At 43.2% G+C, this 14,780-nt stretch carries 12 protein-coding genes; 3 read left to right on the top strand and 9 right to left on the bottom strand.

The window, feature by feature from the left end; genetic code table 11:
• Nucleotides 1–36 precede the first annotated feature (36 nt).
• The 7 genes from L2096_RS08615 to rpiA form a co-directional block, all read right to left on the bottom strand.
• Complete coding sequence (locus L2096_RS08615; RefSeq protein WP_250365239.1) at nt 37–387, bottom strand: YnfA family protein; 351 nt, start codon at nt 385–387, stop codon at nt 37–39.
• Nucleotides 388–2,664, bottom strand: a complete 2,277-nt coding sequence (gene clpA / locus L2096_RS08610) for an ATP-dependent Clp protease ATP-binding subunit ClpA (RefSeq protein WP_250365238.1) — start codon at nt 2,662–2,664, stop codon at nt 388–390.
• 9 nt (nt 2,665–2,673) lie between these two features.
• Nucleotides 2,674–3,087, bottom strand: a complete 414-nt coding sequence (gene clpS, locus L2096_RS08605) for an ATP-dependent Clp protease adapter ClpS (protein WP_004936756.1) — start codon at nt 3,085–3,087, stop codon at nt 2,674–2,676.
• 18 nt (nt 3,088–3,105) lie between these two features.
• Nucleotides 3,106–3,858 carry a DUF6776 family protein gene (locus L2096_RS08600; RefSeq protein WP_004936753.1) on the bottom strand — a complete coding sequence of 251 codons (753 nt, stop codon included), beginning with the start codon at nt 3,856–3,858 and terminating at the stop codon, nt 3,106–3,108.
• Nucleotides 3,859–3,935: 77 nt separating this feature from the next.
• Entirely contained in the window at nt 3,936–4,985 is a 1,050-nt protein-coding gene (gene argC, locus L2096_RS08595) for an N-acetyl-gamma-glutamyl-phosphate reductase (RefSeq protein WP_004936749.1), read from the bottom strand.
• Nucleotides 4,986–5,134: 149 nt separating this feature from the next.
• Nucleotides 5,135–5,812 carry a YgjP family zinc-dependent metalloprotease gene (locus L2096_RS08590; protein ID WP_250365237.1) on the bottom strand — a complete coding sequence of 226 codons (678 nt, stop codon included), beginning with the start codon at nt 5,810–5,812 and terminating at the stop codon, nt 5,135–5,137.
• A complete protein-coding gene (gene rpiA / locus L2096_RS08585; RefSeq protein ID WP_004936744.1) occupies nt 5,812–6,483 on the bottom strand; it encodes a ribose-5-phosphate isomerase RpiA in 672 nt (223 codons plus the stop codon). The genes L2096_RS08590 and rpiA overlap by 1 nt, the downstream gene beginning before the upstream one ends.
• Nucleotides 6,484–6,588: 105 nt before the next feature.
• On the opposite strand from rpiA, the gene ilvA reads away from it, so the two are divergent.
• The 3 genes from ilvA to L2096_RS08570 all read left to right on the top strand — a co-directional run bounded on the left by ilvA (nt 6,589) and on the right by L2096_RS08570 (nt 10,276).
• Nucleotides 6,589–8,127 (top strand): threonine ammonia-lyase, biosynthetic, encoded by a 1,539-nt coding sequence (gene ilvA / locus L2096_RS08580; RefSeq protein WP_004946591.1) that lies wholly within the window; start codon nt 6,589–6,591, stop codon nt 8,125–8,127.
• Between the two features lie 159 nt (nt 8,128–8,286).
• Nucleotides 8,287–8,958: a potassium channel family protein gene (locus L2096_RS08575; RefSeq protein ID WP_004936738.1), complete on the top strand. Its 672-nt coding sequence runs from the start codon at nt 8,287–8,289 to the stop codon at nt 8,956–8,958.
• Nucleotides 8,939–10,276, top strand: coding sequence for a TrkH family potassium uptake protein (locus tag L2096_RS08570; protein WP_250365236.1), 1,338 nt, complete (start codon nt 8,939–8,941; stop codon nt 10,274–10,276). Before L2096_RS08575 ends, L2096_RS08570 begins: the two co-directional genes overlap by 20 nt.
• 43 nt (nt 10,277–10,319) lie before the next feature.
• Here L2096_RS08570 and L2096_RS08565 read toward each other — a convergent pair whose 3' ends face one another.
• Together L2096_RS08565 and L2096_RS08560 are read right to left on the bottom strand one after the other, a co-directional pair.
• On the bottom strand, nt 10,320–11,510 hold the full coding sequence (locus L2096_RS08565; RefSeq protein WP_250365235.1) for a phospholipase A: 1,191 nt from the start codon (nt 11,508–11,510) through the stop codon (nt 10,320–10,322).
• A gap of 20 nt (nt 11,511–11,530) precedes the next feature.
• On the bottom strand, nt 11,531–14,470 hold the full coding sequence (locus L2096_RS08560; RefSeq protein ID WP_250365234.1) for an insulinase family protein: 2,940 nt from the start codon (nt 14,468–14,470) through the stop codon (nt 11,531–11,533).
• Nucleotides 14,471–14,780 lie beyond the last annotated feature (310 nt).

The following is a 14,780-nucleotide window of genomic DNA, read 5'->3' as shown; positions in this document are numbered from 1 at the left end:
TATCAGGCTTTTTTTTGCATAAAATTTAATTGAGCGCTATTTGGGTTGCAAAATAATCAGACTTGCACCAAGTAAAACCACTGCTCCACCCAATAGATCCCAACGCGTTAGAGCAACTTGATCTATAAACCTCAGCCACATGAGTGCAGTGAAAATATAGATTCCACCATAAGCCGCATAAATACGCCCTGACGCTGCGGGATGCAACGTCAGCAACCAAACGAAAAGAGCCAAACTCAAGGCCGTTGGAATCCAGAGCCAAGCCGACTTGCCCTCTTTTAAAATCAGATAAGGGAAATAACAACCAAGAATTTCTGCAACCGCAGTCACAAAAAACAACCCGAATACACTGAGTATTCGGGTTGCAGAGAAGTCTTCTAATAACATTTATGCAGGTTCTGCCGTTTGGTCCTCAAATACGGAAAGCTGTAAGCCAACCTCTTTACCGTCTTCTTTTTTAACTGATACCGCAACGTTACCGCCATGATCGGCCAGTTCACCAAATAGAATCATTTCAGCCAGTGGCTTTTTCAAATGCTCTTGGATTAAACGCTGCATAGGACGCGCACCCATTAAGCGATCATAACCGTTGGCCGCGAGCCAGTCACGTGCAGACTGATCCACCTCAAGTACCACTCTCTTATCATCGAGTTGCGCTTGAAGCTCAGTAAGAAACTTATCAACTACTGACTCAATCACAGTGGTTGGTAATGCTTTAAACTGAATCACACCATCAAGACGGTTACGGAACTCTGGAGAGAATGCGCGCTTCATGGCCTCTTGGTTATCGTTGCTGTTGTCTTGCTCGGTAAAACCAATACTGTTGCGTGAAATACTTTCAGCACCAATATTCGTCGTGAGCACGATAATCACGTTTCTAAAATCAGATTTGCGTCCGTTGTTGTCGGTTAAAGAACCATGATCCATCACTTGAAGCAACAGATTAAAAACATCTGGATGCGCTTTTTCAATTTCATCGAGTAGCAATACACAGTGCGGATTTTTATGAATTGCATCTGTCAGTAAACCACCTTGATCATAACCGACATATCCAGGAGGCGCACCGATTAAACGAGATACCGCGTGACGCTCCATATACTCCGACATATCAAAGCGAACCAGTTCGACACCTAAAAGTTTTGCAAGCTGTTTGGTGACTTCGGTTTTACCCACCCCGGTTGGGCCAGCAAATACAAAATTACCGACAGGCTTATCTGGTGCTTTCAGACCTGCACGAGACAGTTTAATGGCAGAAGCAAGTGCAGTAATGGCTTCGTCTTGACCAAATACCACGCGTTTTAAATCGCGCTCCAGATATTCAAGCACTGCTTTGTCATCTTTCGATACCGTTTTAGGCGGAATACGCGCAATTTTAGAAACAATATCTTCGATATTCTCGACCGTAATCAAGCTGTCATCAAGTTCTGTTTTCAGACGGCGCTGCGCTCCGGCTTCATCAATCACATCGATTGCTTTGTCTGGCAAGAAACGATCATTAATAAATTTCGAAGAAAGCTCTACGGCAGCAACTAAGGCCTTATCGTCATACTCCACATGATGAAAGTCTTCAAACTTCGTTTTTAGACCACGTAAAATATCAATCGTTTCTTGGATACTTGGCTCGTTTACATCGATTTTTTGGAAACGACGCGATAAAGCATGATCTTTTTCAAATACCTGACGATATTCTTGGAAAGTGGTCGAACCAATGCAACGCAAAGTTCCATTTGCTAACGCTGGTTTGATGAGATTCGAAGCATCCATGGTGCTGCCCATGCTTGAGCCAGCCCCGATAATCATATGAATTTCATCGATAAACAAAATTGCATTTGGATTTTTCTTGAGTGCATTGAGTAGCTGTTTAAGGCGTTTTTCAAAATCACCACGGTACTTAGTACCCGCGACTAACGCACCGATATCAAGACTGTACACTTCAGCATTAGCTAGTGGCTTAGGTGCTTTACCATTTACAATTAGCCATGCCAATCCTTCTGCAATTGAGGTTTTACCCACACCCGGATCACCCACTAGAAGTGGATTATTTTTGCGACGACGACATAAGATTTGAGCCGTGCGTTCAATTTCTTTTTCGCGACCAATCAGCGGATCGGTTTTGCCTTTGAGCGCTTCATTGTTCAGATTAAGCGTAAATTGCTCTAGAGGGCCTGCATTAGACGAAGCTGAACTTTCACCTTCGATGTCTTCTACTTCTTCTTCAGACTGCGATTCATCTTTACGTGTACCGTGAGATAAATACTGAGTCAGGGTCAAACGATTAATTTGATGACGTTTGAGCAAATAAACCGCAAAGGAATCGCGCTCGGAATACATCGCAACCAGCACGTCGGCACCTTCGACTGTACGATCTCCACCGCTTGATTGCACATGGAAAATCGCGCGCTGCAAAATACGATCAAAACTTTCAGTCGGGTGCGGTGCTTGCTCGCTATTTTCCCCAAGTTTTGGTGTATGTTGCTCCACATATTCTTCTAGTTCTTTACGTAATGACACGATGTCTGCGCCACATGCTTTAAGTGCATTGACTGCTGAATCATTATCGAGCAAAGCCAGCAATAAGTGTTCTACAGTGAGAAACTCATGCCTTTTTTGACGAGCCATGCTTACAGCCAAACGTAAGGACACCTCTAATTGACGACTGAGCATACGACCCCCTTAATCTTTGGGCTCAATCTGACAAAGTAATGGATGACCTTGAGACCGAGCATAGTTATTAACTTGGTTTGCTTTCGTTTCCGCGATGTCTCTTGGATATACGCCAGCAACACCTTTTCCCTCATAATGTACTGTTAGCATTACTTGAGTGGCTTGGTCAAGATTCAATGCAAAGTATTGTTGTAAAATTTCAATTACAAAGTCCATTGGGGTGTAGTCATCGTTCATTAAAACGACAGCATAAAGGGGGGGACGCTTTAATTCTGGGGGAGCAGTCTTGACAGCAAGATCACCATCGGGTGCATCGGTTTGCGAATCACCCAAGCGTGGATTGATGTGCCAGTCAACATATCCTGTCTGATAAAAGGAGGCTTTGACTTCATTTAAACTAATTTGGCGCTTGTATGTTCGCATAGACTCTTGTATTCACAATTAATTTGCATTTGCTTCAGCTTGTGGGATCTCGCCCACAAAGGCCGAAGATGACTCGACAGGTTTCCCTCGCTGCCAGCTAAACCGTTTAACTACTGGCGCGCCATTATCTGTAATTCGCACCTCAATAAATTGCGGTGTAAATCCATTAGGCATTGTCCAGCGCCCTGTTAAACGCTCATAATCATAAAAATTGAAGTTTTTGTCGTTCATTGGAACGACCAACACTTCAGTACCTTGAATCAAGCGCAATTCGATACTGCCGATCGCACGTTGTTTACCCGGACTCACCTGAACCAAATCTACCTGATATTCATAGGCATTTTCAGGCAAAGGTTTCACCGCAATATTTTGAATCGTCAGAGGCAATCCACCTCTCAAACGCAACACTTCACGATAAAATGCACTCATATTCATCATTTGTGCATTGTCATTTTTCGCTTGTGTTAATGCTTGATACAAATTATTGGCATTGTCTACTGCAACATCGCGCTCTTGCACCGCCGCATTCAGGCTCTTATTGACTGAATCAAGTGATGTTTTTTGCTTTTGAACCACATCCACCAGTTGAGCTGCATCGGCGTCGTATCCAACAACAGTCAAGCCTTGGCGGTTACCTACTGTATACCCCAAGGTAAAGCTTCCTGCAATCAAAACAACTGCCGCAATCGCCAGAGGTAAGTTTGTTTTCAAAAATGGCTTTTTGGGTGATCGTTGATCAGACAAAGTCGCCACGTGTTCGGTGTCTTGCATCGCAATCTCGATTTAAAGATAGTGCCTGACACACATTTAAATCGAAATTTAAATGTGTGTGAAGTCTTAAGCTGTTTTTATGGCAGCAAACCAATCCCGTCCAGACCGGTTGCCTCATCGAAGTTGAACATTAAATTCATATTTTGTACTGCTTGGCCAGCAGCCCCTTTCACCAAATTGTCTTGTACCGACAATATGATCAGTTTATTTGGCTGAGGCTTGTACAGCGCAATTCTAAGCTCATTCGAACCACGAACACTTCGGGTTTCTGGCGAGCTATTGGCTGGCATCACATCGACAAATCGTTCGTGTGCATAATACACTTCGTATAAAGATTGCAAATCACTGTTTGCACCTTCATCGGTCAGATCGACGTAAATGGTGCTAAGCATGCCACGGATCATTGGCACCAAATGCGGTACAAACAAAAGCTGATCGAATACGCCAGTTTGCCCTGAGATATTTTCAAGCGCTTCCACAATTTCTGGATGATGCCGATGCCCTGCAACTCCATACGCTTTGAAGTTATCTGCATTTTCAGTGTAAATCATGCCTAGGCTGGCTTTACGCCCTGCTCCAGAAACACCCGATTTGGCATCCACAATAATACTTGATGGCTTAATCAGTGCTACATCGGCTTGTAAAAGTGGCGCCAAACCTAACTGTACCGTAGTCGGATAACATCCAGGATTACCCACCACCTGCGCCGTCTTAATTTTTTCACGGTTTAATTCAGGTAAACCATAGACCGATGATTTTAAAACATCTGGACATTCGTGCTGTAGGCCATACCACTTTTCGAATTGCTCAAGATTTTGCAAACGAAAGTCAGCGGCAAGATCAATCACTTTTACGCCCGACTCAACCAATACTTTGGCATGCTTCATGGCTACACCATGCGGTGTCGCAAAAAAGACCACATCGCATTGTTTTAAAAGATCTTCATTGAGGTCGGAAAATTCAAGGTCAGTATGTCCTCGTAAACTTGGAAACATCTCTGAAACGCGCTTTCCTGCCTCTGTACGTGACGTTAACACACGAACAGTTACCTGTGGATGACGAAGCAATAAGCGCAGCAATTCAACGCCCGTATAACCAGTTCCACCTACAATTCCGACAGAAATCACGTGTCTTACCTCAAAGTTCAACAGAATGTTGCCTAGTATGACAGGATGTACTGATTTTCAAAACTATTTATCGAACGCACTGTGATTTTTTATTGGAATGATTGAAGTGAATCCGTATTTATTACTGGCAATCCACCAACCAAATTACGTTATGCGCTGTACCACCAGTGTGGCAACTGCGTCTGTTTCAGGCGTTGTCGATGTTTTTGAAAGGCTTGGTCATGACGCTGTACTTCTGTCCAAAACTCGGGTCCATGATTGAAATGACGCGTGTGTGCTAATTCGTGAATACACACATACCGTACAACAGCATTATCCATGAGCACCAAGCCAGCATGCAGCATGATATCTTTTTGAGCGGTGCAACTGCCCCATCGTGTTTTAGGTCGACGGATTGTGCATCCATTGAAAGAAAGTGTAGTCTCGCGGCTGATCTGCATTAAGTAGTCAGGCAAAACTTGTTTGGCGTAATTAAAGGTGGCCTCTTTTAAGGCGTATGCCCGATGGGCCGCGTTAATGAGTAATTGCTGGTTGTCGTGATCGAAATGATAGAGTTTGATCGCCTCATGCTCAACAATTCGATAAGTCGAATCATTAAAAAAAGTCAGGGCTTCAGATGAACTGGAAATAGCAGCATTTCGTTGCTGCATTTGCTGCTGCCACGTTTTTTCAAGCCATGTTTGTGATTGCGCTAAAAACGCTTGAATCTGTTTTTGAGTACAAAAAACGGGAATAGTGAGGCGCACCGCGTCTGGTTCAACACGTAAGCGCAAGCGTTTTGCCCTTACGTGTTTGACAATTTTGATCTCAGGAAGATCAGTCATCATTAAGACGCTGTGCGCTCTTCAATGCCATTATTTGTTGCAACAATTGCAATGGTTGCAGCATTTAGGGCAAAAATACCATTGGTCACCACACCTGGAATATCATTAATGGTTTTCTCAAGCTCAATCGCGTTGAGGATATTCAGGTTGTATACATCCAAAATCACATTACCATTATCTGTGACTACACCTTCACGGTAAACAGGATCGCCGCCAAGACTCACCAGTTTACGCGCAACAGCAGAGCGCGCCATAGGGATCACTTCAACAGGCAACGGGAACTCACGACCCAACTGTTCAACCCATTTTGAATCATCTACGATACATACAAATTTCTTTGCAATTGATGCCACAATTTTTTCACGTGTGAGCGCGGCACCGCCACCTTTAATCATGTGCATGTGACGATCAATTTCGTCGGCACCATCGACATATGCGTCTAAACCGCCCACATGGTTCATGTCGAGCACTTCTATGCCCAATTCTTTTAGGCGTTTAGCTGTGGCTTCCGAGCTGGCAACCGCCGCCTCAAGCTGAAGTTCAGGTAAAAGTTCAATCAGAAAATTGACTGTACTTCCGGTTCCCACTCCTAAAATGCCCCCTTTAGGTAAGTGTTTTAAAGCAGCTTTCGCTGCTGCTTGTTTTTTCTCATCTTGGGTAGCATATAGACTCATGACATCACTCAACTTTTTTTCACCTTTTGCGCAATTTTAAAACGCAAATGTGCAGGGGTTTGTTACAATAAGCGGCTATTTTAAACTGTTACATGGAAAATTAACATGCTGTCTCGTTTGGTTCGACAAATTTTACAAGCAACGGTCTATGACGTTGCAATCGAAACTCCACTCGAAGCAGCGCCACGAATTAGTGAAAAACTAAACAACAATATTCGCTTTAAACGTGAAGACTTACAGCCCGTTTTTTCGTTTAAGTTACGAGGTGCCTATAACCGTATCAGCCAGTTACCCAAATCACAGCTTGAACGCGGTGTGATTACGGCTTCGGCAGGCAACCATGCACAAGGCGTGGCGCTATCTGGTCAAAAACTGGGAATTCGCGCCATTATCGTGATGCCAAAAACAACGCCAGACATTAAGGTTCAAGCGGTTAAACGTTTGGGTGGCGATGTGGTGTTGCATGGCGATTCGTTTGATGTTGCCAATAAATACGCCATTCAGCGTGCTCAAGATGAAGGCATGACGTTTATTCCTCCTTATGACGACGAACTGGTCATGGCAGGTCAAGGAACGATTGGCAATGAAATTTTGCGCCAGTGGCGAGATGTCGAATATGTGTTTGTGGCGGTGGGCGGTGGCGGCCTGATTGCAGGTGTTGCGGCGTATTTAGGCGATGTAGCCCCCCATGTTAAAGTCATTCCAGTTGAATATGATGAATCTGCATGTTTGAAAGCGGCATTTGAACACAATGCGCGTGTGGTGCTTCCACAGGTGGGGCTGTTTGCAGATGGAACCGCAGTTGCACAAATTGGTGAAAAACCCTTTGAAGTGATTCAATTGCAAAAATCTGACAACTCTGGCCCAATCGTTGAGCGTGATGTGGTCTTGGTCAATACTGATGAAATATGTGCAGCCATTAAAGATACTTATGACGAGTGCCGCAGTATCGTTGAGCCATCAGGTGCAATGGCGCTGGCAGGCATCAAAAAATATATCGAGCAACATAATTTAAGTCATAAAAATATTGTCTCGATTGTTTGCGGCGCCAATATGAATTTTGACCGTCTGCGCTATATCGCAGAGCGTACCGAACTTGGTGAACGTAAAGAAGCAATTTTTGCGGTGAGCATTCCAGAGCAAAAAGGTGCATTTTTAAATTTCTGCCGCGCACTCCATGGTCGTAATATTACTGAGTTTAACTACCGTGCCAGTGACAGTGATACCGCTCAGGTTTTTGTCGGCATTAGCTTAAAATCGGGTGAAAAAGAGCGTCATGACATTCATGAATTACTCAAAAGCCAATATGATGTGGATGATTTGTCTGACGATGAGGTGGCTAAACTCCATATTCGCTATTTAATTGGCGGTCATGCCAACATTGCTAACGAACGTCTATTTCGTGTTGAATTCCCTGAGCGCCCGGGTGCACTATTAACCTTCTTGGAACGTTTAGGTCCATCACATAATATCAGTCTGTTTCATTATCGAAACCACGGCGCAGCGGAAGGTCGCGTACTGGTTGGATTACAGGCAACTGATGTGCAGGAAAATCCTGACGTATTGATTCAGACGCTCGAACAAATCAATTATCCATATGAAGAAATTACTCACAATGCCGGCTATAAACGCTTTCTTAAATAAAGCGATCTAGCTATAAAAAAACCAGCCGTATGTGCTGGTTTTTTTATGACCGACTTCTATACTCTGTTTCGTAACATTTATGTGCTTTAAACCCAAACAAAAACTACTACACTGATTTTTATGAAACTATAGCCGAAAAATAGCAATAAGGTTTTTTATATGGCGCAATTTGCAGTAATTGGACTGGGAAGTTTCGGTGCAACTGTTGCAACCGAACTGGTGAAGTTAAATCATGATGTGATTGGCATCGACTCCATCAAGCGAAATGTTGAAGATTTAAGTGATCAACTTACCCATGCAGTGATCGCCGATGCCAGTGACGAACATGTACTTGAAGAGTTGAACATTCAAAGTTGTGAAACAGTCGTTGTTGCAATTGGCGAAGACATCGAAGCCAGTATTTTATGTGTGCTGCATTTAAAAAATATGGGCGTGCCCAAAATTTGGGTAAAAGCCAAAACCAAAGCACACAGCATGATTTTGTCGCATTTACATGTCGATAAAATTATTCATCCCGAAGAGGATATGGGCGTCCGAATTGCTCAAGCATTGAACTACCCGATGGTCAGCCGCTATATGGCACTCGATGATGATCACTATATTGTAAAAGTTGAAATTCCTAAGCACTTAAATGGCATTCATCTTTTGGGGCTAATCAATGATATGAGTCATGTTAAAACAATTTTGCTCAAACGCGGCAAAGATATTATTTACGAACCTGACCCGACTTGCCCAGTGCAATCTAAGGATATCTTGATTGTTGAAGGACACATCGATCAACTTAAAAAACTTTCAGTACGGTTTTTGCCTCATGAAAAAACAAAAACTTAAGCAAAAATCATTTAATTTAAGTCCGCCCTCTCTACTGGCTTTAGGGTTCTTAAGTTTTATTATTATTGGTACTTTTTTACTTAAGCTGCCTGTAGCCAACAACGGCCACCTGAGCTGGATGGATGCCCTATTTACCTCAACCTCGGCAGTGACCATTACCGGTCTGTCAGTCATTAACATCGGGCACGCCTTAACCACTACGGGACAAATTATTTTACTGTTTTTGATCCAGATTGGGGGTTTAGGCTTCATGACCTTTGCCATCTTGGCCGCACTTAGTTTGGCGCCTCAATTGGGACTTAAACAGCAAATCATGGCGCAAGATTCAATCGGCCATACCAGCTTGTCTAAAGTAACGTTTGTGGCACAAGCCGTGTTTATTTATACCCTTATTTTTGAGTTGATTGGCACCGTGATCTTGACTGTGGTCTGGACATCGCAATTTGGTTTTTTAAACGCGCTGTACTACGCCATGTTTTATAGTGTTTCAGCTTTTAACAATGCGGGTTTTTCTTTATTTCCTAACAATCTAATCAACTTTTATGATCATTATATCGTCTGCCTCACCATCAGTTTTTTATATATTTTAGGCGGAATGGGTTTTTTGGTTTTAATGGATATCAAGCAGCACAAACGCTGGCGAAAACTCAGCCCTAATAGCAAAATTATTATTGTGAGTATTGGAGTGCTTAATCTTGTTGGCTTTCTGATGATTTGGCTTTTGGAAGCCAATAATCCCCTCACCTTGTACAACATGAGTTTCGGCGAACAGGCAATCAATGCATGGTTTCAGGCAACCGTCCCACGTTCTTCAGGCTTTAATACCATTGATATTGGCTCAATGACCAATAGCTCTACCTTACTGACCATGTTTATGATGTTTATTGGTGGTGGTTCACTCAGTACAGCAGGTGGTATTAAAGTCGGTACGGCAGTTATTTTACTTTTTAGCGTGATTGCCTTTTTAAAACGCCACGATGAAGTACGCATTTTTAATCATTCGATTTCTTATGAAAGTACATTTAAGGCTTTGGCTGTTGCCATTATTACTTTAATTCTGATTTTTGTCGGCTTTTTTACAATCTTAATTTTAGAGCCACATAAGAACTTTCTGGATCTATTTTTCGAAATTGTCTCTGCGGCATGTACGGTTGGTCTTTCGAGAGGCATTACCGGCGAACTCAACAACAGCAGTTTATTTGTATTGACTTTATTGATGTTTGCAGGACGTTTAGGCCCACTCACGCTGGCCTACCTGATTGCCACACCACGTAAAAGTCGCCTGAAACATCCAAATGCCGATATTCAAATTGGATAAAAAAGAGGAAGCATCATGCTTCCTCTTCTTATTCAAAATCAAATTAAAACCAATCTAGCAATGAAACGCCAAGACCGACATAAGTCGCACGGTGGTTATAATCAATCAGACTTTCACCATAACCGTTAAATAGTTGGAAATTGCCACGCAATTTACCGGTAATTGGGAAAGCCCAGTCAAACTGCACGGCTCCATGCGATTTATCACCATCTTTTAAAGAATGACGCAACATTAACGAAAAGTCATTTTGTTTCCAGCGATAAAATGCCGTTAGATCACCACGGCCCACGTAATCTTCGATATCGGGGTTATTGTCATCTTTAGCAGCTTCTTCAATGCGAATCCATGGACGCAACATTAAAGCAAAATTGTCGCGCTCAAAACCCACATTAAATATCACACGATTCCAGCTACGAGATAATGGATCAGAACGACCATTCGACTGATGATTCAGTGTGACACCAAGCAATCGTCCATCTAGACCAAATACCCGATAATTGGTACGAAACATCAAACTCGCTTCAGGTTCGTAATTGGTTTCACGAAAAGGACGCGATTCTTCACCGTTAAAGACTTGCCAACGTGATGACTGAGTGTAGCCAAGCCATAAATCACCATTATTGCCAAAGATGTTTTCCCACGCTTTGGTTTTAAGCGATAACTGAAACTTCGACTCTAGCGACTTTAAGTTTTGATCCTGAGTAACGGTGTTATTTGGGTTAGGGCTTGATGGAAACTCATTTTTTTTGCTGGTCCAAAATACTGGAAGCAAATACACCGGTTTGTAGCCACGAATATTCCACGTTCCAAGCTTGGCTTTTTCAGACAGCTCCCAGCGCTTATCCAACAAAGAAACCGTTGGATCGATCGGACCGGCATCTAAAGAAAATACATTCCCAACCTTTTCCTGAATTTTTTCAGGAAGAGTTTCTGGAGTTGACTTTTTTTCTGGAGCCAGAGATGCGGCTGCCTGAGCCGCCAGCATGTTATTGGTATCGATAGGCGTTTTAAACAGCGCATCATAACAGGCTAAGCGGTCTGCATTTGAATCTAATCCAACACACGCCTTGGCACTTGCTGGACTAGGCGATGCTTCTACTGTCGTAGAAGCAACCGCTTTGGGTTGAAATGTACTCTTTACATCTGCTGCATAGGCTGCCGACACCCCCAGACAACCCAATATGCTCAGCATACTGAGTTGTAACGGTGTTCGTTCAACAAAATTGAACGACATATACGCTCTCCGTTTTTCTTTTAGTTCACTTGTTTAACTTTAAAACCAAGCTGCTCAAGTTCCTGTCGTTTCGCTACCGGAGCCACCACTGCTTTGCTTGGTTTTTGCTGAATGAGATATTCGCGTGCCACGCGTTGCAAATCTTCTAATGTGACATGCAGTAAACGTGTGCGCAGGGTTTTTCTAAAAGCAGGTGTACGGCCATGAAGCAAGGCATAGCAAGCCGTAATTGCTTCGCCAGCAGGTGAGCCTGGTTTATCCATACTCGAGACCAGCCCCAATATCGCCTCTTCCAACTGATGTGCTTGCTGAGGTGTATTCAGCAACCATTCAATACTCGCCTCGAAGTCTTTAAAGGTCTCTGTTAGGCGTGGGTCCCGGTAGCTATAAAAACGAAATGCGCATGCATTACCGTCATAGCTTGCACCGCCACCATATGCACCACCTTTCTCTCGAATCGCACTGTGCAAGAAACCATTACGTAAGTAACCTGCAAGTACCATTAAAGGTGCTGCATCTGGGTGAGTAACCTCAACCGCTGGGTATGACGTTGCACAGAACTGTACGTTGGTTTGAATCAGCCAAGCTTCATCCTGATCATCATTCGAGTGCGTAAACTGTTCAACTTGCGCCGCTTGCGTGTCTACGTCAAGATGATCCCATACCGTCTGAATTTTCTCGACCAGCGTTTCAGAAAACTGCTCTTCACAAACCAGTAAAAACTGTTTCGGGGCTTGCAAAAGTGCAAGGTGAATCTGTTTTAATGCATCGATCAAGGCGGTATAGGCCTGCTCATCCTGTTCTATTTGGTCGACCAGATCGCTTAACCAGTTGAGTGCACCCAAGCCCGTATTATGATAATCACGTTGCGCTAATGCACTGGTATTACGTGATGCCACTTGCATTGCATAGCTATGACCAGAGCCCGACAGACGTGATTTCCAGCGCGTTGCACGCTGTTGTAACAGCTCAACAATGCGATCTTTTTCATCAAAGCGCAGTTTTTCAAACGCAAGCTTGAGTAGCTCAATGGCATCATATTTTTCATTCAGTGATTTAGTGGTTAGAGTCAACCATGCACTGATTTTGCCTTTATCATCGACTTTACTACGTAATGAAGCGCCCATGCCTAGGCCACCGCTGACAGCGGTTTGCAATTGTTGCAACTCAAGATAATCGTAATCGCCAGCGCCCACCTCACCCATCAAAATAGACAGTAAATTAAAGTACGGCGATTGCACCACAGCGTCTGGAATTTGAATCAATACTTGTTGATAGTACAGACCGTTGGTTCCCGCATGATACAAATTGAGCGGATAATCATGTCGGTTGGAAATAATTTCTCTTAACTGGCCCTGCACTATATGCAAATCGGCAGGTACATCTTCTAATCCTACTTTTGGCAGTAAATCGAGATTGTCTGGTGTATCTTGACGCTGTTTTAATGCTTCGGTTTCAGCTTGAATTCGAGCACGATCTGCATCAGTTAAAGTTTCACCCAAAGCCGCCAAACGTGCTTTTTCTTCTGCCTGTTCTTTGGCCGATTTTTCTGCATCGGGTATCAACGTCATTTGAACTCGATGCGGATTATCTAAAAGATGTGTCTGAATCAGATTTGACAGCCACATCGGATCTTTAAGCTCTTCTTTCACTTGCTCAATGGCACTGTCGACATCCCAAACGTGGATCGGGTCATTATGATGAATGGCACTGCTTAATCCATTTAAGATTAAGCTCAAACCATACGGCATGCCGTCACCATTGATTTCACGCTGATGTAATTCGATCTGATGCAAAATCGCATCAACCCAAGCCGGATCGATTGGTGCAGCAGCCACATCGCTTAAAATCTTGAGCACACCTGCTTTAAACTCTTCTGCGTGTTCCGGATTTGAACCCTGAACACCACAGTAAAAGGTCATTTCAAAGTTTGAATCATCGACACCCATCAGTGGGCCTGTCGATTGCGCATAGCCACAGGTCTCAAGATAATGACGCAGTGGTGAAGCCGAGTTTTCAAGTAAAATGCCTTCGACCAAACGCAAACCTAAGCGTAGTTTGATATCGCTTGCTTCAGGAAGTAACCACGCCAGTACATGATAGGTTTTATCTGATAAATCATCGCTATCGACCGCATAATGCTCGCTGACCTGAATAGGCGCTGCAAGACGCTTTTCAGGTTTTGAGTACAATGTCGTACCCTTTTGAAACTTCGCCAGTGCCAATTTTTCAAATTGCTCTTGTAACTCATAAGCACTTTGATTGCCAAAGGTCATAAATACGGCGTTACTCGGGTGATAATGCGATTTGTAAAATGACACCAGCTGGTCATAGGTCAAATCTGGAATGTCTTTAGGATCACCACCAGAGTTGTAATGATAGGTTGTTTCAGGGAATAAATGATGCGCAAGCTGATGATATAACTGATCCGAAGGTGCACTCATCGCACCTTTCATCTCATTGAATACCACACCCTTGTAGACAGGTTCGTCATTTTCAAGCTCAACGCGAATTCCTTCTTGTGCGAAATCAAGCGGATTCAAATTCGCTGCAAACGCTGCATCGAGATAAACAGAAAGTAAGTTTTGAAAATCTTTTTTATTTTGAGTTGCAAATGGATAGGCAGTCCAGTCTGCTGACGTGAACGCATTCATAAAGGTATTGAGTGAACGGCGAATCATCAAAAAGAATGGATCACGTACCGGAAATTTTTCCGATCCACACAGTGCCGTGTGCTCTAAGATGTGCGCTGTACCTTTGGAATCCATAGGTTGCGTACGAAATGCAACCAGAAATACATTTTCATCGTGAGAGGTGGCCAAATGATAATGAACTGCTCCCGTCACCTTATGAGCATATTCAGAGACCAAAATATCTAAGGCCTCAACATGGTGTTGACGTACCAACTGAAACGCAGGATGGACAGTTTGATTAATGGTTCCAGTGACATCTACAGTCATGTGATCTCCTACTATTTTCAATTTCTAACGTGTCCCCATTATAGCCTTAGTTTTTACTGAAATTGATAGCTTTAATCCGACTCAAATACTAAGTTTTTCCAAAAAATGAATCTTTTTTATTAAATTCTCGATCTGATCAAGTCTTATTGCGTTTATATCGATGCAAGAATGCATGGATATCTAATATTCCCCTCATCTAAGCTGATCTTGTGTTGTTCATAGACGATGAATAGGTATTTCACGCCATAAACTACAGCTTGCGATCATGATCGTGTAAAATTTGGATTTTTAAATCGAGATGTGAACATAC

It is taken from the genome of Acinetobacter sp. ACZLY 512, assembly GCF_023614015.1.
Classification (GTDB): domain Bacteria; phylum Pseudomonadota; class Gammaproteobacteria; order Pseudomonadales; family Moraxellaceae; genus Acinetobacter; species Acinetobacter soli.
This window is presented reverse-complemented; position numbering and strand designations above follow the sequence as displayed.

Coding starts and splice junctions, on each gene's coding strand:
- L2096_RS08575 (WP_004936738.1), top strand. CDS start 8,287: ATGGCGCAATTTGCAGTAATTGGACTGGGAAGTTTCGGTGCAACTGTT.
- L2096_RS08570 (WP_250365236.1), top strand. CDS start 8,939: ATGAAAAAACAAAAACTTAAGCAAAAATCATTTAATTTAAGTCCGCCC.
- L2096_RS08565 (WP_250365235.1), bottom strand. CDS start 11,510: ATGTCGTTCAATTTTGTTGAACGAACACCGTTACAACTCAGTATGCTG.
- L2096_RS08590 (WP_250365237.1), bottom strand. CDS start 5,812: ATGATGACTGATCTTCCTGAGATCAAAATTGTCAAACACGTAAGGGCA.
- rpiA (WP_004936744.1), bottom strand. CDS start 6,483: ATGAGTCTATATGCTACCCAAGATGAGAAAAAACAAGCAGCAGCGAAA.
- L2096_RS08615 (WP_250365239.1), bottom strand. CDS start 387: ATGTTATTAGAAGACTTCTCTGCAACCCGAATACTCAGTGTATTCGGG.
- ilvA (WP_004946591.1), top strand. CDS start 6,589: ATGCTGTCTCGTTTGGTTCGACAAATTTTACAAGCAACGGTCTATGAC.
- L2096_RS08600 (WP_004936753.1), bottom strand. CDS start 3,858: ATGCAAGACACCGAACACGTGGCGACTTTGTCTGATCAACGATCACCC.
- clpS (WP_004936756.1), bottom strand. CDS start 3,087: ATGCGAACATACAAGCGCCAAATTAGTTTAAATGAAGTCAAAGCCTCC.
- L2096_RS08560 (WP_250365234.1), bottom strand. CDS start 14,470: ATGACTGTAGATGTCACTGGAACCATTAATCAAACTGTCCATCCTGCG.
- clpA (WP_250365238.1), bottom strand. CDS start 2,664: ATGCTCAGTCGTCAATTAGAGGTGTCCTTACGTTTGGCTGTAAGCATG.